General features: G+C 43.1%; 18 protein-coding genes. 17 read left to right on the top strand and 1 reads right to left on the bottom strand.

The window, feature by feature from the left end; genetic code table 11:
• Positions 1–84 precede the first annotated feature (84 nt).
• The 4 genes from CPRO_RS08305 (at position 85) to CPRO_RS08295 (ending at position 2,646) form a co-directional block, all read left to right on the top strand.
• Positions 85–1,218 carry a fascin domain-containing protein gene (locus CPRO_RS08305; protein WP_066050269.1) on the top strand — a complete coding sequence of 378 codons (1,134 nt, stop codon included), beginning with the start codon at positions 85–87 and terminating at the stop codon, positions 1,216–1,218.
• Between the two features lie 444 nt (positions 1,219–1,662).
• Positions 1,663–2,064 (top strand): hypothetical protein, encoded by a 402-nt coding sequence (locus CPRO_RS08300; protein ID WP_066050266.1) that lies wholly within the window; start codon positions 1,663–1,665, stop codon positions 2,062–2,064.
• A gap of 299 nt (positions 2,065–2,363) precedes the next feature.
• Positions 2,364–2,429, top strand: a complete 66-nt coding sequence (locus tag CPRO_RS16220; RefSeq protein WP_072743709.1) for an SHOCT domain-containing protein — start codon at positions 2,364–2,366, stop codon at positions 2,427–2,429.
• A gap of 37 nt (positions 2,430–2,466) precedes the next feature.
• Positions 2,467–2,646, top strand: coding sequence for a hypothetical protein (locus CPRO_RS08295; RefSeq protein ID WP_066050263.1), 180 nt, complete (start codon positions 2,467–2,469; stop codon positions 2,644–2,646).
• Here CPRO_RS08295 and CPRO_RS15485 read toward each other — a convergent pair.
• Positions 2,624–3,001, bottom strand: a complete 378-nt coding sequence (locus CPRO_RS15485; RefSeq protein ID WP_159430705.1) for a hypothetical protein — start codon at positions 2,999–3,001, stop codon at positions 2,624–2,626. The two genes, CPRO_RS08295 and CPRO_RS15485, sit on opposite strands and share 23 nt — an antisense overlap.
• A 388-nt stretch (positions 3,002–3,389) precedes the next feature.
• Between CPRO_RS15485 and CPRO_RS08290 the strand changes: the two genes are divergently transcribed.
• The 13 genes from CPRO_RS08290 (at position 3,390) to CPRO_RS08230 (ending at position 26,912) form a co-directional block, all read left to right on the top strand.
• Positions 3,390–9,110: an S-layer homology domain-containing protein gene (locus CPRO_RS08290; RefSeq protein ID WP_159430703.1), complete on the top strand. Its 5,721-nt coding sequence runs from the start codon at positions 3,390–3,392 to the stop codon at positions 9,108–9,110.
• A gap of 283 nt (positions 9,111–9,393) precedes the next feature.
• Positions 9,394–10,509 (top strand): hypothetical protein, encoded by a 1,116-nt coding sequence (locus CPRO_RS08285; protein ID WP_066050257.1) that lies wholly within the window; start codon positions 9,394–9,396, stop codon positions 10,507–10,509.
• A 705-nt stretch (positions 10,510–11,214) separates the two neighbouring features.
• The gene (locus CPRO_RS08280; RefSeq protein WP_159430701.1) at positions 11,215–13,344 is read left to right on the top strand and encodes a methyl-accepting chemotaxis protein; all 2,130 of its coding nucleotides are present in this window, start codon (positions 11,215–11,217) and stop codon (positions 13,342–13,344) included.
• A gap of 463 nt (positions 13,345–13,807) precedes the next feature.
• On the top strand, positions 13,808–14,623 hold the full coding sequence (locus CPRO_RS08275) for a LytR/AlgR family response regulator transcription factor (protein ID WP_236782329.1): 816 nt from the start codon (positions 13,808–13,810) through the stop codon (positions 14,621–14,623).
• On the top strand, positions 14,616–15,902 hold the full coding sequence (locus CPRO_RS08270) for an ATP-binding protein (protein WP_066050249.1): 1,287 nt from the start codon (positions 14,616–14,618) through the stop codon (positions 15,900–15,902). Before CPRO_RS08275 ends, CPRO_RS08270 begins: the two co-directional genes overlap by 8 nt.
• A 423-nt stretch (positions 15,903–16,325) precedes the next feature.
• Positions 16,326–17,648 (top strand): EAL and HDOD domain-containing protein, encoded by a 1,323-nt coding sequence (locus CPRO_RS08265; RefSeq protein ID WP_066050247.1) that lies wholly within the window; start codon positions 16,326–16,328, stop codon positions 17,646–17,648.
• A gap of 1,024 nt (positions 17,649–18,672) precedes the next feature.
• Positions 18,673–19,449: an IclR family transcriptional regulator gene (locus CPRO_RS08260; RefSeq protein WP_066050244.1), complete on the top strand. Its 777-nt coding sequence runs from the start codon at positions 18,673–18,675 to the stop codon at positions 19,447–19,449.
• 204 nt (positions 19,450–19,653) lie between these two features.
• Positions 19,654–20,484, top strand: coding sequence for a 3-methyl-2-oxobutanoate hydroxymethyltransferase (gene panB / locus CPRO_RS08255; protein ID WP_066050239.1), 831 nt, complete (start codon positions 19,654–19,656; stop codon positions 20,482–20,484).
• Positions 20,485–20,545: 61 nt separating this feature from the next.
• Positions 20,546–21,466 carry a ketopantoate reductase family protein gene (locus CPRO_RS08250; protein ID WP_066050236.1) on the top strand — a complete coding sequence of 307 codons (921 nt, stop codon included), beginning with the start codon at positions 20,546–20,548 and terminating at the stop codon, positions 21,464–21,466.
• A 72-nt stretch (positions 21,467–21,538) separates the two neighbouring features.
• The gene (locus tag CPRO_RS08245; protein ID WP_066050233.1) at positions 21,539–21,835 is read left to right on the top strand and encodes a YhdT family protein; all 297 of its coding nucleotides are present in this window, start codon (positions 21,539–21,541) and stop codon (positions 21,833–21,835) included.
• Positions 21,832–23,337, top strand: a complete 1,506-nt coding sequence (panF, locus tag CPRO_RS08240; RefSeq protein ID WP_066050231.1) for a sodium/pantothenate symporter — start codon at positions 21,832–21,834, stop codon at positions 23,335–23,337. Before CPRO_RS08245 ends, panF begins: the two co-directional genes overlap by 4 nt.
• A 190-nt stretch (positions 23,338–23,527) precedes the next feature.
• Positions 23,528–25,174, top strand: coding sequence for an amidohydrolase (locus CPRO_RS08235; RefSeq protein ID WP_066050229.1), 1,647 nt, complete (start codon positions 23,528–23,530; stop codon positions 25,172–25,174).
• Between the two features lie 82 nt (positions 25,175–25,256).
• Entirely contained in the window at positions 25,257–26,912 is a 1,656-nt protein-coding gene (locus CPRO_RS08230; protein ID WP_066050226.1) for an OPT/YSL family transporter, read from the top strand.
• Positions 26,913–26,954: the final 42 nt, after the last annotated feature.

Below are 26,954 nucleotides of genomic sequence, written 5' to 3'. Positions count from 1 at the left end.
GAATGGTTTTCGGAGGATTTTTTTTGATAGCGTCAAGCTGTGATATAAAATCTATATGCAAAATTTCTTAGGAGGAAAACCATCATGAAAAAGCAATTTGTGAGCATCCTGCTCGCCCTGTGCATGGTACTTACCTTGCTGCAGGCGACGACTGCAAATGCATCCCATCCTAACAACCCAACACCTAAAAAAGACCGCTGGTACTATCTTCGGTGTATGGGCAACTATCTCAATATAGATGTCGATGGCAATGCAGAATTGCGCGACAAAACTGACACCCCAAAAGGAAACGCGAAGTTTCGTCTGCACTACCTCGGAAACGGTGGAATTGGTGATGCCTACGCTTTAGAGACGGAGGACGGAAGGTATTTGGGTGTTGACAAAGCATCCAATGGAGCGCGGGTAAAGGCGTTGGTGCGTAGCCCAGATAATAATCATTTGCTGAGTTGGCAGCTCTGCGGTGAAAATAAACCCAGCAAAGATATTAGCAGTCTGCGCCTAATGGCCAATAAAGATATGTTATTAAATGCCACTGGTCAGAAAAAAGCGGACGGAACTCCTATTATTTTATGGAGCCATATAGATAAATGGGTTTGTCCGGCTGATCCTGTCCCTGACGGGCCCGAACATAGCGAGTTCAGGTTTATCCCCGCGGATACCCCAGCGGGAGCTACGGCTCCTGGTACTCCGCAAACACCCGCTGACGGTTGGTACAGCCTCCGCTTTGACGTTCACGAAGCTTTCAGTATTATTGACGTCATAAGAGCCGACCTGGTGGAGCTTAACAGCTGGAACTGTGCAACGCCTTGGACGCGAGCGTTTTATGTTGAAAACAAGGGAAACAATCAAATAACGTTGAGACTTGCAGACGGAAGGTATTTGGGAGTGGGCACCGAAGCTGTTTCCGATTACGGGTGGAAGGTGGCGGCCGTGAAAAACCCGTTTGCTTGGAATACCTACTCAGAAAGCCTGGGGGTAGCAAACAACCACCGTAAATACAGCTTGCGCCCGGTATCTGACACTGGCTTGGCACTCAGAGCATTCACAGTCAATTACACGTTAGGAGATCCTATCACAGTGTTTAAACATAAGGGGGATTATGGTCGCTCCGACGTCGTTTTTTGGGAATTAAGCGGCGATGAAATCCCGAAGACGAATGGTTGGACTCCTGCTCTGGTCACGCAACCTGCACCCGCAGTCATAGCCACCCCAAGCTAGACGAGTTTTGTTATAAACAGCAAGCCCGTATCTGTTACAGCGGAGTACACCATAAATAGCAGCGGCGCAGTTACCGAAACAAAGTACCAAAAAACAACGTATGTCAGGCAGAACGGCACGAAGTTCAAGATGTACCCTGAAATTTACATTTTTATACGCCCCACTAACTACCTCCAACTGCGCAAGTTTGCATAGAAACTCTCTCCAGTACAGCATCTCAATGCAACGTGTACTGGGATAGTATAGCAGGTCAGCAGTTATTTAACCCAGCATGGCCTAAAAGGGTTAGCATCATAGTGATGGTCAAAAAGGAGCGAATCCTCTTTTTTATATCCAATTAAAATTCATGTTTCATGCAGTGGACGGTTTTAGGGGCAGATTTTTGATAGAGTGACCGCAGAGAAATTTACCCTATACAACCCAATAGAAAATGGAGGAATTATAATGAAAAGATTACTGGTACTTATAATGGCACTTGCCATGACGCTAAGTCTTGCAGCCTGCGGAGGAAGCAATGCTGCTCCCACAGCGGTACCTTCCACACCCGAACAAGTTGAAGTGGAATTTACGGAAGAACAGCAAGCCCTTGCCGAGGATTTTATGAGCATGGCAGAAGAATATGATGCAATTGCTGACAAGGTAAATGCAAGCCCTGATCTTTTAGAGGATGAGGAGCTTGTCACTGCAATGAACGACCTTGCCGATGAAATTATCAAGGCGGACGAATGCTTTGCCAGCCCCGAAACGCTTACACCTGAAGTTATGGGTGCCCTGACGGTAGCCATTGAAGTAGGCCGTACATTCATCGCTGAAGCCAATGCCGCTCTAGAAGAAATCGGTCATTGATATTTCCTATACACCTCAGCCATTGTGCTAAGGACAATCACCACAAGCGCAGACTGGTGGTACTGGATGAGAATATCAGAAATGCCATGAGCCAGATCGGCGTGCAGTTTTCAAGCCGTTTTGACGCTCTGACGGTTCTTTTGGATTTGACCAAGGGCTATCCAAGCACGAAAGTGAAACACTGATTGTAACAATAAAATCAAAAAGAAGCGTCATCACGGCAAAATCTACGCCGCATGATGTGATGCATCAGGAAGGGATTATCTAGGAAGCCCTAGGTAGGATTGCCATGGGTACTCATGGAGGATGGCGTTATTTCCCAGCAGGAGTTTGACGCTAAGAAAAAGCAACTACTTGGTATTTGATGAAAACCTACATGGATCTGCGGAAAGGGGGCATGAGATGACTTATTCTTGCGAGGACTGCGGCTTTTTATTCTGCCGTGTGGGAGCGGCAAAGGAATGCCCTTCCTGTGAGAAAAATAACATCCGTTCTGCCACCGAGGACGAAATCGGGTGGCTACAGAAACTATTGGAACAAGGAAAACCAACTTTACGAATCAAGGAGGGACAGACTCTATGAAAAGAATACTTAGTATGTTTCTTGCGCTTTGTATGGTAATGACCCTGCTGCCGGTATCGGCAATGGCAGAAGAAATACATACGCCTATGGACACAAGCGGAGAAATTATTAGCTTTGTGCCGCTTGCAGAAACAGAAAAAAAGGTATCACCGAGCACATCCACAGAGGATTTGGAATTGCCCGAAAAACTGACTGCTACGGTGCGGATAGCCATGCCTATCAAGGAAGGTTCCGTGCAGGATTCCGAGAACCCAGAAACGACGACTACTACAACAGTGGCCCAACAAGAATGGGTTGAGACCACCGTGGACATTCCGGTGAAATGGGAATCCGCACCGGAATTTGACATGAACATCGAAGGTGAGTATGTCTTTACACCGGTAATTAAGGGCTATACAGTCAGCGCCCCGCTGCCGCGGATTACCGTGACGGTGGGTGAACCCGCTTCTGCCGCATTGGGAATACAGCCGTTGGCAATGAATGCCGGCGACGTCGCCGCAATTGGCGAGAAAGGCTATGCCACGCTGCAGGCGGCGCTTGATGCTGTTGCCGACGGGGATACCATTCAGCTTCTGGAGAACATAGACCTTACAGATACTGTCATCATCGCCAGCGGCAGTACAAAAAGCTTCATCCTTGACTTAAACGGCAAGACACTAAATGGCGGCAATGCCATCGCGATTCAGCACAACGGTGGTACGCTGACCGTCGATGATACCGAAGGCGGAGGCAAGGTAACCAGTATGGTTGCAGACGGAACGATACATTTAAACGGCGGAAGCCTTGTTATTATAAGCGGAACGGTAGAAAATACGAATACTTCCAAGTCCTGTGCCGCGGTTTCTAATAACAACAGCGGCAGCGTGTTGGTGAATGGCGGCACGGTTACGGCACCTGGAAGTTATGGCTTTGGAATTGCAAACCATTCAACTAGCTCCGTGAGCGTTTCAGATGGCACAGTAAGCTCCGGTTTCCGTGCAATTATAAACAATTCTAATGGCAAGGTGAGTATTTCGGGCGGTGAAGTGAAACTTACTGGCTCGTCAGCAGGTCAAGCGATTGCAAACATGTGGGATGGCGAAGTGTCTGTCTCCAGCGGTGTAGTAGATGGTGGAAAAGGTACTGGGATTTATAACGATTCAACCGGTAAAATCGTCATTCCAAGCGGTTCTCCCATTATTAAAGGCGAAACCTGTGCAATGGACATAGCTCCGGATTTGAGCGATTATACAAATGTAGAAATTACGGCCAGCACCGAATACAGCGGCTTGCCCACAACTGCTTATGATGTGGGGGCCATTGCCACATACAAATACCTGACTCTTGCAGAAGGCGGGACCGTCACCAATGTGGCGCAAATCGGCAGCACAAGCTATCTCACTCTGCAAGCCGCAATTGATGCGGCTGTGGATGGACAGACGGTTACGTTACTTGCCAATATTACGGCAGATTCCGGCATTAGTGCGGTGGTATTAGCAACAGACAAAGAGATAACACTTAATCTGAACGGTTATACGATTTCCGGGTCAAGTGAGAGTGTGTCTACAATTCTTATCAATACCTCTGGCGCCACACTGACAATCGAAGATAGTGCGGGCGGCGGTACCGTTAGTGCAAGTGGAGGTCAGGTCGATAGTGGTAATCCAGCGGGCACAGCCGTTGAGTGTGCCTACGGAAACTTAATAATAAACGGCGGCAGAATCTACTCGAGGTACGGTAATGCAGTTTTTGTTCAAAGCGGTGGGACGGCAACGATAAACGGCGGAACAATTAACTCTGATGGTTCAAGCTTTACCACAATTTATATAACAGGCGGATCCTATTTTAATATCTGCGGCGGAACAATTGACTCTAAATATACTGCTTTAAATAGCATTATTAACATTATAAACGTGAATGTCTCCAGCGGTTCTGCAATCGTAAAAGGCAATAGCAGAGCATTATTTTCTTCCACCATAAATATCGACACCGGTACGCAGGCCACAGCAAGCACCGAATACGACGGAAGTTCGCCGGTGGCTTACGATCCGGAGAAAAAATACGATTACAAATACTTAAAATTTGAGCCTGCACCGACCGTTTCGGAGCAATTTAATCTCGCTCCCGGAGGCACCTACTATTTCGACCTTTCCAGCGAAAAAAGTAACATCGGCACGGTAAATACCGCCCTACCTGACATAAGCCTGCACTATGTGCCCTTTACCTACGCAGGCACAGTGAATGCCTATAGCCTGGCAAGTCAAATGACAACAACTGAAGTCTATGCAAACGCAAACAAATTCGACCGCAGCCTGTTTGTTGGGGATTATGTCATTGGCAGAAGTATCAGCTGGAACAGTTTAAATACAAATGGTCTTATCTTCGGCAAAGACTTTGATACAAATTATAAACTGCGCTCTTTGAGCGCAGGGAGCAGCAAAGTTGGTTATAAAGACGATAGCAGTGATCATATTGGACAGCCCAATTTCAATGAATGGGATCAGATTTTAAAAAAATCAAATTCAGACGGCTATGCAACGGAATGGATAAAAAACTGGAACGGCCTATACTCCTGGGGACAGGATAGTTCTTCAAATGCTTCCAGAAGCGTTAGGCGAGGGTACAACTCGGTGCATTACTGGGGTAGTAACGATATCAGTTATACTACGGACATGGGCTTCCGCCCTGCCCTTGAAGTGCTGAACCCTGTAACGTTGGGCTCTGAGGGCTTAAAGGTAGTAACGCTGAACTTAAACGGCGGCAAGCTAAAGGAAAACACTGCGCCTATCCAGATTATCTGCACGGGGGATGAATTTACTGCTCCCAGCGGTGAGGGGCTGACTGCGCCAGTCGGTAAGACGTTTGACGGCTGGAAGGATACAAGCGGTACAACTTACCATGCGGGAGCCACGGTTTCTGATTCTGTGACAGGCTTGACGGCACAGTGGTCGGCACCTCCTGTCGTCACTTCGGTAGCGGTGCCAACGAACGGAACCTATTCTGCCGGAAACAATTTGGAGTTCACAGTAAACTTTAGTGAGAATGTCAATGTTACCGGCACACCGGCTCTCTCACTGACTGTCGGCTCGCAAACAAGGCTGGCCGATTATGCCAGCGGCAGCGGCACATCAGCACTGCTCTTTTGTTATACGGTGAAGGGAGACGACAGCGATAGCGATGGTATCTCCGTGGGCTCTCTGAATCTCAACGGCGGCACCATCAAGGATACCGCAGGAAAAAATGCGACTTTGACGTTGAACAGCGTAGGCATTACCAGTGGCGTAATTGTGAATGCTACAGGTGCAGCCATCACCACCGTCGCAACTGCCGACTTTGTGTCCAGTGACCAAATAATCGTCTTTCCGGCTGTAGCAAGCCATAATCCGGGCAATCAGACCATTGAATATGCAATCAGTCTCAGCAATTTGACTGCGCCGACTACCGGCTGGCAAACGGGGTTGTCCTTTGCCTCCATTATGCATAGTACGACTTATTATATCTGGGCGCGGACTGCGGCAAAACCAGGCTACAATGCGGGAACCGCTGTGGCAAGCGCGGCGATTACCACTGCTCCACCTGTCAACGCAAGCATCTCCCCGATTTCGGCTACCTTTGACCTGAACCCAAACGGGGCAAACTACAAGGACATTGACATAACACTTACGCAGGGTAGCTATAATTGTATGTCAATCAAAAACGGCGGAGTACCTCTTTTAATCATGTCTCACTATTCTGTCAACGGTAACATCTACACGCTTAAAAAAAGCTATCTTTCATCCTTAGGTGAGGGCGCCACGATCATCACCTTCCAGATGAGCGGTGGTACAAGCCCCGCCCTTGAGCTGACGATTGTTGACACACGGACAGAGTTGACCTCTGTATCAATCAGCAACACTGCACCCACATTCGGAGATACACTTTCTGCAACAATCCTGCCAAGCTGTGCAACCGTCTCATGCAGTTGGAAAGTGAACGGCTCGCAAGTCGGCACCGATGCGACATATGAGGTCAAAGCTGCCGACATTGGCAAAACAATCACACTAACCGTAACGGGAACAGGGGCATATAAAGGAACAATCACAAGCATAGCTACTTTTGCGGTTGCCGCAAAGGATTACAGCATTACGGTAGGTTCTGCCAAGAGCGTGGCACAGGGCTCGGGATTGTCATCCCTTCCCACAGCAAACTCAGCAACGGCAAATGGTACGCTGACTTGGTACTCAAACAGCGAATGCACAATTGCGGCCCTTGACACCGACATCAGCTCGTTAAGCGTCGGCGGCTCCGTCACGCTGTATTGGAGCTTTACCGCAACCACAGCAGGCTATGTTACAACACCCAAGACAGGTTCGTGCGTGGTTACAATCGTCAGCGGCACGGCGCAAACACTCTCCTTTGAGGAAAGCGCAGTCACAAAGACCGTGGGTGATCCTGTATTCACAAACGCGCTCACCCACAGTGTTGGTACTGGTGCAGTAACCTATTCAAGCAGCAATGGGGGTGTTGCCACCGTGCATCCCACAAACGGCGCAGTGGCGATTGTCGGTGCGGGAACCACAACCATTACTGCAAATGCGGCCATGGTTCCGGGTGAGTATGCCCCAGGGATCGCGTCGTTCACCCTGACTGTAAATAATACACCCATAAAAATTGTGTCTGTCAGCTCACAAATCGGTACAGCCACTGCGGGAACAGCGGGAAGTTTAACCTATACTGTGACGACGGAGAATATTGCCAACGGAATATATGCTGTGAGTGTGGCAAACCTGCCGACAGGCGTAACCGTCGGCAACAGCGGCAATGTGACGGTTTCAGGCAACAGCGGAACGCTGACACTGACCGTTGCGGACACGGCGGTAGCGGGAACGACCGGCACACTTGTGCTGACGCTTGACGGTACAACCTCTACGGCGTTCAGTGTCGTAATTGAGGAACCTGCGGCCGCAAATTACCTCACAGTCACCTTTAACCCGAATGGAGGCACGGTCAGTGAAGCTTCTCGCTCGGTTGCACCCGGTACGGCGGTAGGAGCACTCCCGACACCGACACATTCTGGCAGTTACAGCTTTAACGGCTGGTATACGGCAGCAAGCGGAGGAACTCAAATCTCCGCAAGCACAACCGTCAGTGCAAATGTGACCTACTATGCCCATTGGACTTTCATCGGTGGCGGTGGCTCTGGGAGTGGAGGCGGAAGCTCCTCCAATGATAACAGCAGCACCGTCATCATTATCCCACCCACTGCCGATAAACCCACTGCCCCCACACAGGGTGAAATCAAAGTTCCTGCCATGGCAGACGGCAAGGGCAATGTTACAGTAAACATCACTGATAAAATCGTGACCCATGCCTTTGACAAAGCTTACGCCGACGCAAAGAAAAGCGGTAACGAGCAAAACGGCATTGCCGTGGTTCTTAGAGCAGGCCTAAACAGCAATACGGCATCTCATGTTACCATCAATCTGCCTAAAACTGCGCAGGATACCATTATTCAGAGAAATATCGTCAACACCATCGTAGTGGTAGATAACCCCAATATCAAAATTGGTATGGACCTAGCGACAGTGAAAGAAATCAACAAGCAGGCAAGCACTGATGTCAACATTACTGCAACCCGCCCAGACAATAGCAAGCTGACGGACGATGCCAAAAGGGTTATTGGTAGTCGCCCGGTATTTGATCTTAACGTAAACTACGGTAGCGGAAAACAGGTAGAAAATTTTGGTGAAGGTAACGTTTTGGTGACCATCCCTTACACCCTTGGTGAAAATGAAAAGGCAGAGAATGTTTGCGCTGTTTATGTGAATGTGAATGGCAGTGTAGAATGGCTCACAGACTCTATTTTTGACAGCAGGGAAAAGGTATTGCGCTTCAGCACCAATCATTTTTCCACCTACGGCGTGGGCTATAAACAGCCTAGCACTGCATTCATGGATATTGAAGACAACTGGGCAAAAGAAAATATTGCATTTGTGGTAGAACGTGGATTGTTTAGTGGGACTTCAGACCATACCTTCAGCCCGAACATGACGATAACAAGAGGAATGTTCGTCACCGTACTGGGGAGGTTGGCAAATGCCGATGTGAGCAACCATAAGCATAGCAGCTTCACTGATGTAAAAAGTAATGCTTACTACATAGGTTACATTGAATGGGCAAGGGAAAACAGTATCGTAAAGGGCTCTGGAAATGGGAAATTTGCCCCAGATCAGTCCATTAGCCGTGAGCAGATGGCTGTGATTATGAATAACTATGCTAAGACCATGAACATTAAGCTGCCACAGGTTCAAGCAGAAAACATCTTTGCTGATAGCACCAAAATAAGCGCTTATGCTAATGATGCTGTGAAACAGGGGCAGATATTGGGCATTCTCAGCGGTAAAAATGGCAATCTCTTCGATCCTCAGGGAACTGCCACTCGTGCCGAGGTTTCAGCCGTTCTTTCTCGTTTTGTGAAGCTGATGGATTCAAGTGACACCATGTAGGGGCTAAGCGCGACGTACAATGAAAGACTAATGTTATAAAAGAGCCTACTCTTGATTCTGAAGGTGGATTCTTGTCATATTTTTGCGTATATTCTTGAATAAATCCTAAAAAAGTGTAACAGCCGATTCTTTCTGCCGAACACAAAAAGGTTTGAATCGTTTTGGCAGATAAACCATAAAATTGAATAGAATTCATGTTTCAAACAGAAGACGGCGTTTTGTAGGTACAACTGCTGTAATGAAAATATGTGAGAAATACAATGTGAGAAGGGAGTTAATTACAATGAAAACTATGAAACAAAAAAAACTGCTTGCAATACTTTTTGTCCTAGGCTTCTTTCTTGCTGCTTGCTCGAAAACCTCCATAGATAACGGGCGCCAGATTACGCCGGGAGACGAAGCTTGTATTGGCAATATAGGATACGTTACCCTACAAGACGCGATAAAAGCGGTAACGGATGATAATACGATTACATTGCTGGAAGACATCACCCTAGAGGAAGCTATTTATATTGGAAGTGACATAAGTTTTATCCTTGACCTAAACGGTAAGACACTGGACGGCGGCAGTAATATGGCCATCCAACATGATGGCACAGGGATATTGAACATCACCGACAGTTCTGGCGGTGGAGTTAGTATCGGAAAGGTTAGGTCAGCAGGTGGCGAGAATGTGGCCACAGTTGGTATAGGCAACGGCGGTAATCTGGTCTTATCTGATTGCGCCATGATTACCGCTGATGGTGGAATTGGGATTTTTAATCTAGGCTCTGGCAGTGTATTTATTGCAGGCGGCGACGTGAACGCAACAACTGGCGGCACGGCTATTAAAAACGGCGAAGGCGAAGTAATCGTAGCAGGCGGTGCAGTGGGTACGACGGATAGCGGTTACGCCATTTGGAATGAAGGCAATGGCAGTATAAATGTTGCTGGTGGATCAGTTTACGCAGAGGGGAGGTACAGTGCAGCGATTTACAACTTCGGAATCGGCAGCGTGAATATTTCTGCTGGTACCGTATCCTGCAATGGAGCGGACAGTCATGGAATTTTGAACAATGACACCGGTACCGTAACTATCAACGGCGGCACAATTCGCAATAACTACGATATGGGTACGGCAATATGTAACGAATATGGTGGAACTGTCTCCATTCTTAATGAGACTCTGCCTATCCAGGAAAATTGCGAGCCACTCGTTATCATAGGTGGTGGCATGGCGATTGACGCAGCACCAGATTTGGGCGACGGTGTACAGGTAGTGGCTGGCTTTGACATAAACGGAACGCCGACGGTGGATTTCAATCCGAAGAACATCACAAAATACAAATATCTTAAGTTTGAACAAGGCTCTTCCTCTATACAAACTTCCGACGTAACAAAGAAAAACGCAGATGCCTAGAATATAGAAGTTGTAATAATTGTAGTTACAATTAACGCTAAAGTATGGAACGTAGCGGATTAGCTTTGTGTAGATTGATGAGATAATTGTTTTTAATCGAATAATTAATAAAATAGCCTAATTATCAATGCTGGGAAACAGGCCAGAAGATAATTAGGCTATTGTTAAAGATATGCCTTTTATTCTATTTTAAATTTCTAGGGGATCATCATGGGGGACATAAGAATTTGTTGCATAAATTTTGTAAATACAATATAATAGATTTGTAGAATTTTGTAGAAAATTGTAGTAAATGTAGTAAAAAATAGAAAAATTTAATGCAGCAAACAATTCTGTGTATCACTTTTTAAAACAACTTTTATTTAACTCAAATCTTGTTAATTTGGTCAGTAATAATGATTCTTTTTTTAACTAAGTTGTTAAACACAAAATTATCTAGGAACTTCCATTTCCTTGGTGTTGTTTCTTATTTCTTCCTAATGAAAAGAAAAATATGAAAAAGATAATATAAATATATTTTTTGGATTTATATTTGAAAGGCGGTGGTTGGCAATATTATGTAAACTTAGGAAGAAAAAAGTTAATATAGATAAAGTGATAATTTGATTTGTGTAACTTATGTTATGAATTGAATCATTCAACAAAAAAACAAAAATAGATTTTAGGAGATATTGTACACTGACTTTATAGAAAGGGATGATCATGATGATCAAAAAAATGAACTTCAGTTTGAAGGTTAAGCTTAGTATAATTATTTTGCTGTTTTCATTATGTCCATTAATTCTAGTTTCTACAATATTTATAAATTTTACGAGTAAAAGTATAATGTCGGAACAAGAGAGAGCGTCCAATAAGCAGCTTGAAATGTTTAATAGTAATATTGATTCAATCATTGAAGAATTAATGAATAATACAAGTGGGTTTGCAAACGAAGCAATAATAAAACAGGCAGATGGATCTCTAACAAGTTATTTAAATAATAATGGTATTACGCAAATGACACCTAGTAAAAATGGAGGAGTCGAACAGGAAATCTACCAGCGATTTAAAGAATTTGGAGAAACACATTCTAATTATCAATATGTGTATATGGGGGTGGAATCGGGAGGATATGTTCAATATCCGGAAGGGAAAATGGAAGGGCCATATGATCCACGACAAAGACCATGGTACCCTATTGCCCGTAATAATCCAGATAAAGCAGTCTTAGGAGATCCTTACTACTTTGCAACGGATGACATTGTTATTTTAGGTGCTTCTCAAGTTTTGAAAGATGCCAATGGAAATGTAATCGGTGTTGTTGCATTAGATATGAGTTTAGATAAGATTACAGAAATGGTTGACAAGGCAGGGAAAGATACAAAAGGACATTTTATCGTTGTTGATGATAGCGGAACGATTATTGCAGATCCAAGTAACAGTGAAAATAATTTTAAGAATGTGGTAGAGGCATATGGAAATGAATTAAGTAATCTTATTTTATCAGGTGCTGATTTCAATGAAGTGGAAGTGGATAATAAAGCTTATTTAGTTAAGTCTATAGAAAGTGACAAGACAAATTGGCGATATGTTGCGCTTTTGGATAAGGATGACATACTTAGCCCCATTACAAATTTAATTAGGTTGGAAATGATTATTATTTCTATTGTGTCATTATTAGCTATTTTGTTTGGGATAATTACAAGTCTAAAAATCTCAAAACCAATAAAGGAAGTATCCAAAGCTGCCAATAAAATAGCTGGAGGAGATTTTTATGTGCAATTAGAAACTAAAGCAAATGGCGAAGTAGGTGAACTTATTGATTCATTTAAAAGGATAGGAATAACTTTAATTGAGTATAAAGAGTATATTCAAGAGATAGCACATATTTTGAATCTTATTGCACAGGGGAATTTATGTTTTGAATTGAAACAAGAATATATAGGAGAGTTTTCAAAGATAAAGGATTCTCTTCTAAACATTTCAGAGAATCTTTCCCTGACAATTGAAAATGTTAAAACATCATCAGAACAAATTGCAATGGCTGCCAATCAGGTATCATCGGGAGCGCAATCCCTTGCCCAAGGAACAACGGAGCAAGCAAGCAGCATTGAGGAGTTTTCGGCAACGATTGCAGATATTTCACTGCAAATTAAAAATACTGCAAACAATGCTAATTTGGCTAACAGAGAAGTTGTGTCTACTTCTGAAGAGGTTATAAATAGTAATAGTCAAATGCAAGAAATGAAATTGGCTATGAATAATATCAATGCAAAATCAGCTGAAATCAGTAAAATCATTAAAACGATTGAGGATATTGCATTCCAAACGAATATTTTGGCACTAAATGCTGCTGTTGAAGCTGCGAGAGCTGGTTCTGCTGGAAAAGGATTTGCTGTCGTTGCGGATGAAGTTCGAAATTTGGCTCAGAAATCAGCAGATGCGGCAAAGAATACCACTATGCTCATTGAAGAAACGGTACTAGCGGTTGAGCGGGGATCTAAAATTGTTGATATTACCGCACAATCAATGATAAATGTTGTGTCAGGATCAGATCAAGTGCGAGAGTTTGTTAATGAAATTGCTCGTACTTCTAAAGAACAATCAGATGCAGTATCTCAGATATTAATAGGGGTTGAACAGATATCTTCTGTTATTCAAAGCAATAGTGCAACTGCAGAAGAAAGTGCGGCAGCAAGTGAGCAACTTAGTGGACAAGCTGATTTGTTAAAGCAACACGTGGACCAATTTCAAGTTCAAAAGGATGTTAACATTCATTTTCATAAGTTTATAAAAACACAGGATAATACTATAGAATCAAGCCAGTACAGAATGGATGATGGAAATAAATATTAGAATGCAAGTGTAATTATGCCGCTTAGATTGATTTTCTCAACGAACAGACTGACTGTCCTCTCAAAAGAACAGTCTTTCATGTAAAATCGGTAAAAAATCGTAAAGGCGGTATTGGCTATGGGTTAATATATGTACTTTACTAAAGAACAAAAGCAAAGAGCCAATGAGGTTGAGCTTGAGTATTGTCTTCATCAAAAGGGTGAGATTTTGCTTCCATACGGTATAGAAAACGGTTAAAAAGTGATCACAGTATTACTGACAGAGGAAAAAAACAGGAGTAATAATTGAGACTATACAGATATTCGTATATAATATATCTTGTGTTTTTATATTTACATGTAGGGGAAAGTGGTGAGCAGTTTGCAGGGTATCTCGGCGCGAGAAGCGTCATATAAATGTGGAGTATCGGAACGGTTTATGCATCATTACTGCCAAGCCAAACACATCCTTGGAGTTTCCTGTTTTGAGCGTTCTTAGCTCATTGCCGCTGATGCAAAAAAGCCTACTGACCACAAAATATTATAAGGAAGTGACATCTATGCTGCGTATTGCCATCTGTGACGACCATCCGGAAGAGTTGGAAGTCAACAGCGAATACATAAGAGAATACCTTGACACTCATACGTTGGAAGCAGAGATAAAAGAGTTCTCCCATCCTGATAAAATACTGACTACCATTGAAACCGAGAGCTTTCATCTTTACATACTGGATATTGTTATGCCCATGGTGAGCGGTATCGAACTCGGCAAAGAAATTCGCCGCATTGACCGTGAAGCGCAAATTATTTATGCTACCACCGAGCCGCAGTTTGCTTTGCAGGCATATGCTGCAAGTCCCATCAATTATCTTGTGAAGCCAATTAATAAAGCTCAGTTGTTTGATACCTTAACTCTTGCCATCTCTAAGGCAGACCTTGCCGAGGAACAGACTTATGCGGTGAAAACTGCGGACAGCCTGCGAGTAATAAAGCTGTCCGAAATCGTCTGTTGTGAGTACAGAAATCATACTGTCCTATTTTTCCTGTCAAACGGAGAGGAGGTGCAAAGCCGCACGATTCGAGAGAGTTTTGCGAAATACACCTCGCTTATTTTGAAAGACAGGCATTTTTTGCAATGTCATACTGCATTTGTAGTCAATCTGCGTCGGGTAGAGCGCTTTGCCAAGGATAGTTTTACATTGTGTGGAGGCAAGATTATCCCCATTGCCGTAAAGCAATATGCGGCGGTACGAGATACCTATATGGACTACCTAATGGCAAGGGGGAGTAGCAATGATTGAAATTTTTCCGGATCTGTTACGAGGAATCATTTCTACTACCGCCAATGTTCTGCTGATGGCATCCCTTTTGCAGCCGAAATATTCTAAAAAAGTAACGCTGCTCACTATGCTCGGCGTTCTTGCGGCTGATTTGGGTACTGCTATTTACTGTTATCTCAGCGGAAACCTAACATTGCTTTCAAAGCTTGATATTATCTTGTTTGCGGTGCTTTGCATCGCCGTGCGCCCAATGTTCAAGGATAACTTCATGCAGTGGTTGTTTTCGTATATCACCCTTCAAAATATCAGTGACACCGTGATTATTTTAAGCTTCCTTGGCTCAAGGCATTTACCTTATCCTGCATATGCAAATTCATTGCTGCGCATTGTCCTGTTTGGCACTTTCCTGCTGGTTTTATTGCGTTATGTGCGTCCACTGTATCGGCAGGCGGTAGAACATTGGACGACGTATTTTACCGTGGCATTGGGACTTTACATTACCTTTAACTACTATGTGCTAACTGCGGATGATGTTGTAGTAATGCTGGCAGAACAGGCCATACCGCTGATTCTTGTTATTTTTATTGGACTTGCCGCCTACGGCTCTATTTTGCTCTCTCTTAAAAACCTTCAGCGGGAGTTTCGAGTGAAGGAAGAAAACCAGAAAATACAGGCGGAGCAGGAATATCTGCAATTAGCCGCAGGAAATATGTCTCAGCGTCTTGAGCTCATGGTAGAGGTATCGGCGCAAAACAGCCGCGCCGCCCATGATCGACGTCATTTCAACAATATTCTTCTGGAGCTTTTAGAGCAGGGGAAAACCGGCGAGGCTAGCGCTTTGCTGCAAAGTCAAAATCAGACGACACATGAAATCAGTAAGGTCTATTGCGAGAACCCCGCCGTGAACGCCGCTGTCTGCCATTATGCGGGTCTTGCGGAGCAGGAGAGTATTCCCACAGACATTGAATTGGACATTTCAACAAAGCTGGCTTTGGATTCCTTAGAGCTGGCCATGGTGGTTTCAAACTTGATGGAAAACGCAATTTCAGCCTGTAGAAGACTGCCGAGAAATCAGGCTTCCTATCTGCGCTTTACCTGCCGAAGCGTGGGACGGCTGCTGCTGGAAATTGAAAATCCATGCACAGAGGATACTGTACTGGATGAGAAGGGCTATCCTATTGCGCGCGAAGAAGGACATGGAATTGGCACCAAAGGAGTGATTGCCTTTGTGAAAAAATATGATGGCGAATTGCTTTATAAAATCGAAAAAAGTGTTTTTCGTGTGCGTATTTTGGTGTAAAAGAGCACTGTCTCCCGTTTGTCAGAGTGAATTTTAACTGAATATCTTTTTTTACTTATAAAAATGAGCCTTTTAAGTGTAAAGGCTCATTTTGTTTTTCAGGTATTCTCAATGAAATTTAACTGATGTGAAAAATTACCACGTCAGACCATACTCTTATAATGAGGGCTACCATATGCCGTACACCGTCCTTTCTTGTATTGTGGTACTACAATTTTGGTTGACTAGGACAGGTTGCTGACTATTTGTGTTGAATATTGTTTTTGGGTGAAAAATATTGCAATTGTCTGTAAAACTCAAAAAAGTGTTATTTCTTTCTAAATCTTGCCGATTAATATAATATAAAGATGCTATTCTACATAAAAAACAGGTGTAACGGACGTAAAAAAGAACGCTACCGAAGCCTGCCGAAAGGAGAATACAGTGAACAGCAAGTATATTGTACGACAGCCAATTAAAGACAGGGACAGCAATGTCATCGGCTATGAACTTCTCTACTACGGAGAAAATCAGGCATTTGGCGCTGACTACCCATCTTCTTCGGGAGGGGGCGACGCCTCCACTCCTTCTGCATCCAATGCTCCGGCTTTTAGAAATGACTTTGCCGCGGCAAATGCCATTTATAATTTTTTAACGCAGAATACCGATAAATCTCTGACGGGGACTTTGAATTTCATGACTTTCACACCTACTCTGCTAATGAAGAACGCACCCCGGATATTCAAAAAGTCTGAATTGGTTATTCAGATTGAAGATAATGCAATCATCTATCCGCTGGCCATGAATTTCGTCCAGAAGTTTGCAAAAGAGGGGTACAAAATCGCGGTAAACGAATTCAGATTTGCTCCTCGTTATTTAGCTCTGATGGACAAGATTCATTATATCAAGCTGAATTTTTCCACGACTCCGGTGTCGACATTGTCCAACATCATTGAGCTTGCCCATAGCATGGACAAGAAATGTATCGCAACAAATATTACCAGCGAGGAGCTTTACAATTGCGCAATAAATCTGCGCGTAGATGCGTTGGAGGGGACTTTTGTGGCAGAAAAGCTCTCATCCAAAGCACACACCAGCGGATATCTGCAAAGCAACTTTTTCCGACTGATAGTGGCCATCACGCAGGATGAACCGGATATTGACGAGATTGAGCAACTGGTCTCCCAAGACGCTTCCATGGTCTTCGGCCTGCTGCGAATGGCAAACTCCGTCTATTTTTCTTCCAAGCACCGATCTACCACCATCCGCCAGGCCATTATGACTCTGGGGCTTGGTCAGTTACGTCAATGGATCTATTTTCTCAGTGCCAGCAATGTGGAAAATGAAATCGATCCTTCGTGTGAGGAGTTCCTCAAGTTGTCTTTCTTGCGGGCGAATTTCTGCAGTGATCTAAGTGATTACACGCAGAATACGCTCTCCATCACTAAGGGTGACGCCTATCTGATCGGTATGTTTTCTACTCTGGGCTGTCTGGTAGACGCACCCATGGAAGAAATTTTGTCTGAAGTCCCAGTTGCAGATGAAGTCAGAGATGCCTTGCTCTACCAAAAGGGGTCCGCCGGCAAACTGTTTTCTTTGCTTCTCAGCTATGAACGGGCCGACTGGAATCGCATCACTACTTTGGCAGACGAACTTCATATCCCTACTAACCTGCTCACTAGTTTGTATTTTGATTCTGTGGATCGCGCGAATATGATCTGGGCACGGATTACCGCTCCCGCAAATCCCCCTGACGAGAACGTATAATTGTTCCGGTCAAAGCAAAATAGGGCACATATAAAACAGCATCGGATGCGGAATACCAACGCCTCCCGGCACGGCCGTCCTGTCCAAATCTATAAGAAAAGATTTCCTGCCAGTTAGACTGCCGGCCAAACGTGTTGCCTTTCTTCTATATCAAAATCCTGATAGGGTGTTCCTGCATATGAAAGGGACACTTTATCGGGATTTTTATTACTGCTCCTGAAGGCTAAACAGGGCTCTATCTGAGTCAATCAAAGCTTTTGATATTGACAAAAGCTACAGGTTTTACTTGTGCGTTTCGCTGCATGATCCAGCTTCTGAAGAAGCACTATTAAACCATGCAGCTACATTGGGTTGGAATTACGCATTCATTCTATAGGTTTTAGGTTGTATGCCTTTTGGTGTGCCATCAGTCCCTACGCTTGTTCTCATTAGCGGCATAGTGATTGCTGCCGGGAGGGGACATATAAGTGCTTGAAAAAGCCTTGAAATATGGGGTTTCCGGGAGCTGGGAATATTTTCCTGACTCTCGGATTTTTTGTATTCAGGAGAGGATGAGGTTGGCATATGAATGCAGCTGATGTTACATAGACTAACGATGAATGAAAACAATGGTTATTAAACCAGTACACATAATCTACTAATTTAAACTGTAATTCTTAAAGAGATTCAAATACGCTGAATTTTAAATGTTGTTTCCATTAACAAGGAGAGAAAGGTTGAACGCGAAAATAATAATTTTAAATTTTAGATTGTTCTCTTAAAGAGATATCATAATACGAAATATTATTTCGTATTATGATATGAGGGTGAAAATATAATGAAGTTATGAAAATCCACAGAGGTTAGGTTTTACTCTTAGATGGCATTGAAAAAACGAAGGCGACGTCTTGGTTTTTTGATTGAGAAGATGAATGACTTCATCAAACATTTTATTGATTGTCACCGGGAAAATATCATAAGTGGTGGGGTTATTGTTTAACCGAATTGCTTATAAAAGAAAGGTGCTATGGGAGGATAGAATAAAATGAATGCTGTTACTAAACGGGAAAATAGTGTCAAGTCCATATTAAAGGCGTTTCAGATTATTGAGGAATTAGATAGATTTGGAGAACTTTCCATTGGGCAGTTAAGCCATGCGCTTTCCATGGATAAAACCACTGTACATCGTTTGATTAGTACCATAAAAGAGGCCGGATATATTGTGCAGAATCCGTATACCAGAAAATATTCAAACAGTATTAAGCTTTTTACCATTGGAAGTAGCATAATCGAAAGAACAGGTTTGAAAGAAATCGCCAGGCCATACATAGAAGCTGTTGCAAAAGAAACGAAGGAGACAATTAATTTAAGTATGCATAGTGGCAATAATATCGTTTATGTTGACAAGATTGAGAGTAATTCTGCCATAAAGGTGGGTATTAAAACCGGAACAGCCATTCCTATGTATTGTACTGGAATGGGGAAGGCGATTCTTGCTTTTCTTCCTGAAGATATTCAGAATGAAATTATGAATAACACAAGTTTTCAAAAGCGTACAGAAAAGACGGTTGCCAGTAGGGAAGCCCTCATTGACCAGTTGGAGCTTGTCAGAAAAAATGGTTATGCCAAAGATGAAGAAGAATATGTCTATGGACTAATTTCTTTTGCTGCACCGATTTTTGATTACAGGAATAACCCTGTTGCTGCCCTCAGCATTTCCATGCCGAAGCTTAGATATAACGAAGCGGAAAACAGGGAGTATTATGTAAGTCTTGTAAAGGATACGGCGGAGCTACTGTCAAAAGAGTTAGGGAAACGCTAGATCATTACGTGCACACATCTAATGAGTAAATTTTCCTCTTGGCTGCGTCAAAAAAATTCGTAGTAGCTGCTATTCTTGCGTTTTTTCCTTGCCAATAGAAAAGTTTCCTCGACTATCTGCGCACCCTCTATTACATCAGCGTTTCTTTAGGAGAAAGAACAGCAATTTATTAGGTGCTAAAACTATTAAAGGAGGGATAAGACCATGGCAAAAGTAAAAATGACGGTGGGAGATTTTAAGAAATTTAAAAAGGAGGGAAAGAGATTTAGCTTTGTAACCGCTTATGACTATACAACAGCAACAATTGTTGATGAAAGCGATTGCAATATTATCCTAGTAGGAGATTCTTTAGGTATGATTATGTTGGGTTACAAAGGGACAGAATCTGTAACGATGGATGATATGGTGCATCACATCCGCCCAGTGGTAAAGGGCGCTCCCAATACATGGATTATTGGCGATATGCCCTTTGGGTCCTATATTACACCAGAAATTGCAGTTGCCAATGCTGTCCGCCTCATCAAGGAGACAAATTGTGACTGCGTTAAACTGGAGGGCGGCGTTGAAATGCTTCCGCAGATTAAGGCGATTGTCGGAGCTGGTATCAATGTTATGGGGCACATCGGACTGACACCACAAACAGCCTCTTCGCTGGGGGGATTTAAGGTGCAGGGCGGTACTCCTGAAAGCGCTGCAAAGCTAATTAAGGATGCAATAGAATTAGAAAAAGCTGGATGCTTTTCAATTGTATTGGAATGTGTCCCTTCTGGGGTTGGCAAAGCAGTATCGGAAGCTGTGGAAATCCCAATTCTGGGAATTGGAGCAGGCCCCCATGTTGACTGCCAGGTTCTTGTGACCCAAGATCTTCTTGGCATGTACGGCGATTTTAAACCCAAATTTGTGAAGCAATTCGCACAGGTTAGACAGGTTATGATTGAAGGGCTGAACGAATTTCATAAGGAGACACTGGAGGGAACTTTCCCGTCTCCTGAATTCTCTTTTAATAAACAAGTAGATATTCCAAAATTGTATTAATGGAACAAAACGGTTTAGCATATATCATCATATATCATAATGTAGAAAGGGAATCGGTCAAATGAAAATTGCGATCATTGGTGCAGGAGCAATGGGATGCCTTTATGGGGCTAAATTATCTACAGTGCCTGGCAACCAAGTCTATCTCCTTGACATTTGGAAAGAGCATGTAAACGCCATTAACAATGATGGTCTTCATATGGAAGAAAACGGTGCGTTGTTGTGTTATAATCATTTGACAGCTGCCACAGATGCCGTGGCGGTTGGCATTGTTGACTTGGCAATTATATTCGTGAAATCCACGTTGACGGAGCAGGCTGTAGAAGCGAATAAAGCTGTCTTTGGGGGTAATACAATCGCAATTACCTTGCAAAATGGGGTAGGCAACATCGAAAGTATCGGTTCCTTGATTGGGGCAGAAAATGTAATGGCGGGAACCACCGCTCACGGTGCTACCATGTTGGGACCTGGAAAGATACGCCATGCGGGCGTAGGAAAAACAATGATTGGCGAGCTTTCCGGAGTAAGAAGCAAAAGAATAAATGAGATCGCAGAAGTTTTTTCTGCAGCAGGATTGGAAGTTGAAGTTTCGGAAAACGTATTGGGGCTTGTGTGGGATAAACTTCTTGTAAATGTGGGTATTAATGCATTAACGGGAATTACGAAGCTGACAAACGGAGAAATACTTGCGCATCCTGAAATCGAAGGAATATTGGAAGAGGCTGTGAAGGAAGGTATTGCGGTTGCAAATGCCAAGGGAATTGTTTTAGGGTTTACAGATCCTGTGGCACATACCAAGGAGGTTTGCAAAGCGACGGCAGCCAATAAATCATCTATGCTTCAGGATGTGTTGCATCATAAGCGAACAGAAATTGATATGATTAATGGTGCAATTGTGAGAGAAGGCAAAAGCACAGGCCTTGCCACCCCAGTAAACCAAGTGCTTTGTGCTCTAATTCATTATTTCGAAAGAAAGGAGTAAGTATACCAATTTTGCGGTTATTTGCAAGTATGGTTGCATAGGTGTTATAACATGATTAAAGGAGGGAAAGATATGGTGCCGAAACTGACGGAAAAGGAGAGAAATCTTCAGATTAAAAAGGAAGCTCTTATTTCCATTGGTCTTTATGTTGCTTTCTTTTTATGGTGGTATTTTGCTGGCTATGGTTTGGCAGAAGCTTCCAAAGAGTATATTTATATTATGGGATTACCCCTTTGGTTCTTCCTAAGCTGCGTTGTGGGCTATGTATTATTCAGTATTGCTGTAATTGTTGTTGTCAAGCTGTTTTTCAAAGACTTTAGTCTTGATGAAGTAGCGGATGAGGACAAAGGAGAGGAGGATGAAGGATGAGTTCATATACGATAATTTTAATGACTGTTTTAGTGCTCTATCTCCTTGCAAACTTGGGCATTGGCCTTTTTATCAGCAAAAAACAGGCTAAGATAGATGCTGAAGCTGGGACTGGGTTTATTAATAACTACTTTATTGGTGGAAGGTCTATGGGTGGTCTTGTTCTGGCGATGACGTTGATTGCTACTTTCACAAGTGCCAGTAGTTTTATCGGTGGCCCTGGTGTTGCATATTCCAAAGGACTTGTTTGGGTATACTTATCTATCATTCAGGTTCCCACAGCTTTCATCATTTTAGGAATTTTGGGCAAGAAGTTTGCCATTATTTCAAGAAAGACAAACGCTGTAACGGTGACGGACTATTTAAAAGCAAGATATAAATCACCTGCAGTGGTTATCATTTCTTCCATAGCCCTTGTTTTGTTCTTTATTGCACAGATGATGTCTCAATTTATTGGTGGGGCCGTTTTATTCCAGACAATTACAGGGCTTCCTTATGTGTATGGCTTGCTTCTCTTTGGAGCTATTGTCATCCTTTATACAACCATTGGTGGGTTTAAGGCGGTAGTAACTACGGACACCATACAGGGATTGGTTATGGTAATGGGCGGGTTCATTATTTTGTTCACCATTGTAAAGGTAGGCGGAGGATTTGAAGCGATTGTTGAGAAACTTAACGTTGTGAATCCCACTTGGAATGACCCTACCGTAGGTGGTACAACACCAAAGGCATACGTAATGTCTTTCTGGGTACTTGTTGGTATCGGCGTGTTGGGTCTACCCCAAACTGCCGTAAGAGGCATGGGCTTCAAGGATACAAAATCCCTCCACAGTGCTATGATTTATGGCACCATCGTAGTCGGATTTTTGATGCTGGTTATGCATATCTCAGGGGCATTTGCACCTGCAATTTTAGATCCAAGTGAGATTTCTTCTTCTGACTATGTTGTGCCTACTTTGGTGTTGAAATATATGAATCCAGTTGTGGCGGGCTTATTTATTGCAGCACCTCTATCTGCAGTTATGTCAACAGTATCTTCTCTGTTGATTTTGGCTTCTGCGGCGATTATCAAGGATATTTATTTAAACTACATTGCAAAGGAGAAAGGCAATGTGGATAAGACAGACGCAAAATTTGAAAAGAAAATTGGAAAGATGAGTATGATTACCACATTGTTTGTAGGTGTTATTGTATTCGTATTTACAATTTATCCACCTGATTTAATTGTTTGGATTAATCTTTTCGCTATGGGTGGCCTTGAATGTGCATTCTTATGTCCAATCTTATTTGGATTATATTGGAAGAGAGCAAATGCCACAGGTGCAGTTTTATCCAGTGTTATCGGCGTTGTTTCTTTCTTGCTTATGACTACTTATAAAGTAAGTATTTTTGGTACCACCCCCATTGTACCATCTATTGTGATTTCAATTGTGGTATTTGTTATTGGCAGTTTGATAGGTAAAAAACCAGATGAAGAAATAATGAAATTGTTCTATTCATAAGCTATAAAATCAAAAATGAAAATTAAAGTAAGCTTATGAACAACAGGGATTGTGTCATTGAACAGAAGGGAGCTCCGCCTTTTGGTGGGGCGTTAGCTTCTACATGTAGTGAGGCACGCAAACTTTCACTGAATAAATTAGTGTTGTTAATACCTTCTGCTATGAGGATTTTAATTGGGGGGAGGAGACAATGAAGTTTGATTTTTCATATATAGACACGGCTTTTATAGGTGGCAAGGTGATTACTGTAAATGATAGAGATGAAATTGCAGAAGCTGTTGGGATTAAACGAAATAAAATAGTTTTTGTTGGTTCGAATGAGGAAATTTTAAAGATTACAACAGATAAAACAAAAATAATTGATTTGAAGGGCAAGACTTTAATGCCGGGATTGATAGACTCTCATTACCACCCCATTCTCTCCGGTCTTTTAGGAAAGGATTTGGATGCACCCATGATTGATACCTTTTATGGGAATTGCAAATCTCTTTCCGACATGTTGAATATGGCTCGGGAGGCTGCAAAATTAAAAAAGCCGGGACAATGGATTTCCATGATGGGCTATGAGCCTACCCTTTTTCCGGAACAGCGTCATCCTACCATTGATGAATTGGATGACGTAGCACCAAACAACCCTGTGCACTGTATGCATGGGGGAGGACATATCTGCATGTATAACTCCAAAGCATTGGAATATTTAGATGTGCATTCTCCACAGGATGCTAAAAAGTATCCAGAAAATGAAGTGGAAGTAGTCGAAGGAAAATTGACAGGAATGGTTAGGGGAAGTACCCATTTCTGGCTCTGGGGTAAAGTTGAATATACACAAGAAGCTCAGGCAAAGGCGGCAATGAAAGCACATCAACATTGTTTGGAGAACGGTATTACATCTATTCACGACTGTGGAGAATGCGACAAACCGTCGTATCATATTATGCAGAAACTATGCAAAGAGGGTAAGTTTAAAGTCCGTTCCTACATGATGTTACACAGCATTTTTGGTAAAAGATATTCTTTAATGGATAACGAACATTTTCTGGAATTAGGTTTAACCAGTGGTCTTGGAGATGAACACTTTAAGATTGGCAGTTCAAAATTTATGATTGACGGCGGCTCCGGAGGCCCCTCTTGTGCAACGAGAGAGCCTTTTTCCCACAATCACAACCTTCCGAGGGAAAGAGCATGGGAGAAGAAGGAAGTAGCGGAGTATATTAAAAAAATCAACGATGCCGAGTGTCAGGCAACTGCCCATGCCATTGGAGATTTAGCAATTGAATTTATGGTTGAGGGATATGAAAAAGCCTTTGAAACAAATCCCAGACCGGATCTTCGCCATAGGATTGAGCATTGTACCATTGTGGATCAAGACCTAGTAAACCGCATGGCAAAAATGAATATCTGTCCAAGTGTAAATGTATCTTCTATTCAGAAGATGGGAGCAAAATTCGTTGATTTCTATGGTGAGAATCGAAATAAATATATCTGTGCTATACGAAGCATGCTGGATGCCGGAGTAAAATGCTCTTTACATAGTGATACGCCATCGTATCCTGGGGGGCTTGCCCTATTAGATGCTGCTGTAAACCGCTACGATAGGTCAGTGGGATTCCAGTGTGATAAAACCCAGGCTGTATCCGTTCTTGAAGCAATTCGTTGTGCTACGTTAAATGGAGCTTATAGTTCTTTTGAAGAAGATATTAAAGGCAGTGTTGAGGTCGGAAAACTGGCAGATTTGATTGTTCTCACAGATGATATTCTTTCCATCCCAACTATGAGCATTATGAACTTGGAAGTGGAAATGACTATGATTGATGGTGTTATTGAATATCAAAAGTAAAAGTCTTTGTGCTATATAAGCCTGTCAGATAAAATTAGTAAGGTGTTGGTTTATCGTGATATAGGAAAGGGGGCGCTGAACTATGGCTCAAGAATCGAAGAGCGTCAAATATGCCACATCGTATAAGGAACAGCTAACTGTTCGTGGTATGATAATTGGTGTCATCGGCGTAGTCATTGTAACATGTTCATCTATGTTTATAGCATTGAAAGCATCATCGTTACCATTCCCCATTATGTTTGTTGCGCTCGTATCCATGTTTGCATTAAAAGCATTGGGAAGAACCAATATTAATGAAATCAATGTAACACACACCGCAATGTCAGCCGGTTCAATGGTGGCCGGTGGCGTAGCCTTTACCATTCCGGCAATTTATATGCTGTATCCCAATTCGGAATTAGGTTTGGCTAAATTGCTTGTCATCACAATTAGTGGTACTATGCTGGGGCTTATATTTACATCTCTTATGAGAAAACAGTTCATAGAAACATCAAAACTTCCCTATGCCATGGGTCAGGCAGCTGCAGAGGCCCTGATCGTTGGCGACGAAGGAGGGAAAAAGGCACATACACTCTTTGGGGCATTGGGCTTCGCTGCTATTTGGACTGCTCTTCGTGACTGGTTCATGAAGATTCCGGCTGTCCTTTGGTTTGGCGGCGGCAGTTGGCTGAATTATGGTTCCTACGGAGGTGTTTGGCTTTCGCCGATGCTTGTATCTGTTGGCTACCTTGTAGGCCCTATATTTGTGGGTGTATGGTTCTTTGGAGCACTTATCGGTGATGTGGGTATTTTAATCGGCGGTCAGCGGTTAGGTTTTTTTGACGCAACGACAGCAGCAAATATCAAAAGTGGACTGGGACTTGGGATGATGGTAGGAACGGGCGTGGGTGTGTTTATTAAAAACATCTTTCCAAATTTTAAGGCAATCTTTGGGTCTATGGTATCCAAGGATTCCATTGGGGATTCAATTGTCCCCTTGAGATGGGCACCAATCTTGATGGCACTTTTTGCAGCACTTTTTGTAATTATTGTTGACGTTCCGGTTGTTGCTGCAATTATTACAATTATAGGGGTTTGGCTTGCAACTGCCATGTCTTGTCAAACGGTTGGTATGTCCGCCATTAACCCTATGGAAGTGTTTGGTATTTTCGTACTGATTCTTGCAAAGCTTTGTTCTCCCGGAATTACAGAAGTTGCAGCCATTTGTATTGCAGCTATTGTTGCAATTGCCTGCGGTCTTGTGGGCGATGTTATGAACGATTTTAAAGCAGGGAGCATTTTGAAGTCCAGCCCCAAAGCCCAGTGGACAGGAGAATTAATCGGTGGTCTTGTTGGGGCGGTTGTATCCGTATTTGTCATCATGGCTATTATTCAGGCCTATGGTCCTTCTGCTTTTGGCAATCCGGAACTTTTCCCTGCAGCGCAGGCATCTGCTGTAGCAGCTATGGCCGGAGGAATTTCTCATGTACCAGCGTTTATAACTGGACTTGTGGTAGCTGCCATTCTTTATATTGTAGGATTTTATCCTGTTATGACCCTTGGACTTGGCGTTTATCTGCCGTTCTATTTATCCTTTACGGCTTTTATCGGAGCAGCCATCCGCTTCATTCTTGACAAAGTTTATCCCCAGTTTGAAAGGGAAGGAAAAGGTACCATTATTGGTGCAGGGCTTTTGGGTGGCGAAGCGGTGGTAGGTGTTATTATTGCAATTATCATGGCAGTGCAGTTTATTGCGTAATTAAAAAGACGACAGAAGATGAGGGCGGCAAAAGCCGCCCTC

Source organism: Anaerotignum propionicum DSM 1682, from assembly GCF_001561955.1.
Taxonomy (GTDB): domain Bacteria; phylum Bacillota; class Clostridia; order Lachnospirales; family Anaerotignaceae; genus Chakrabartyella; species Chakrabartyella propionicum.
Note: the sequence above shows the minus strand (reverse complement) of the source record. Positions and strands in the feature narration are given on the sequence as shown.

Excerpts from the sequence above, each read along its gene's own strand:
- CPRO_RS08305 (WP_066050269.1), top strand. The coding sequence starts at position 85 with ATGAAAAAGCAATTTGTGAGCATCCTGCTCGCCCTGTGCATGGTACTT.
- CPRO_RS08300 (WP_066050266.1), top strand. The coding sequence starts at position 1,663 with ATGAAAAGATTACTGGTACTTATAATGGCACTTGCCATGACGCTAAGT.
- CPRO_RS08295 (WP_066050263.1), top strand. The coding sequence starts at position 2,467 with ATGACTTATTCTTGCGAGGACTGCGGCTTTTTATTCTGCCGTGTGGGA.
- CPRO_RS15485 (WP_159430705.1), bottom strand. The coding sequence starts at position 3,001 with ATGTTCATGTCAAATTCCGGTGCGGATTCCCATTTCACCGGAATGTCC.
- CPRO_RS08290 (WP_159430703.1), top strand. The coding sequence starts at position 3,390 with ATGGTTGCAGACGGAACGATACATTTAAACGGCGGAAGCCTTGTTATT.
- CPRO_RS08285 (WP_066050257.1), top strand. The coding sequence starts at position 9,394 with ATGAAAACTATGAAACAAAAAAAACTGCTTGCAATACTTTTTGTCCTA.
- CPRO_RS08280 (WP_159430701.1), top strand. The coding sequence starts at position 11,215 with ATGATCAAAAAAATGAACTTCAGTTTGAAGGTTAAGCTTAGTATAATT.
- CPRO_RS08270 (WP_066050249.1), top strand. The coding sequence starts at position 14,616 with ATGATTGAAATTTTTCCGGATCTGTTACGAGGAATCATTTCTACTACC.
- CPRO_RS08260 (WP_066050244.1), top strand. The coding sequence starts at position 18,673 with ATGAATGCTGTTACTAAACGGGAAAATAGTGTCAAGTCCATATTAAAG.
- panB (WP_066050239.1), top strand. The coding sequence starts at position 19,654 with ATGGCAAAAGTAAAAATGACGGTGGGAGATTTTAAGAAATTTAAAAAG.
- CPRO_RS08250 (WP_066050236.1), top strand. The coding sequence starts at position 20,546 with ATGAAAATTGCGATCATTGGTGCAGGAGCAATGGGATGCCTTTATGGG.
- CPRO_RS08245 (WP_066050233.1), top strand. The coding sequence starts at position 21,539 with ATGGTGCCGAAACTGACGGAAAAGGAGAGAAATCTTCAGATTAAAAAG.
- panF (WP_066050231.1), top strand. The coding sequence starts at position 21,832 with ATGAGTTCATATACGATAATTTTAATGACTGTTTTAGTGCTCTATCTC.
- CPRO_RS08235 (WP_066050229.1), top strand. The coding sequence starts at position 23,528 with ATGAAGTTTGATTTTTCATATATAGACACGGCTTTTATAGGTGGCAAG.
- CPRO_RS08230 (WP_066050226.1), top strand. The coding sequence starts at position 25,257 with ATGGCTCAAGAATCGAAGAGCGTCAAATATGCCACATCGTATAAGGAA.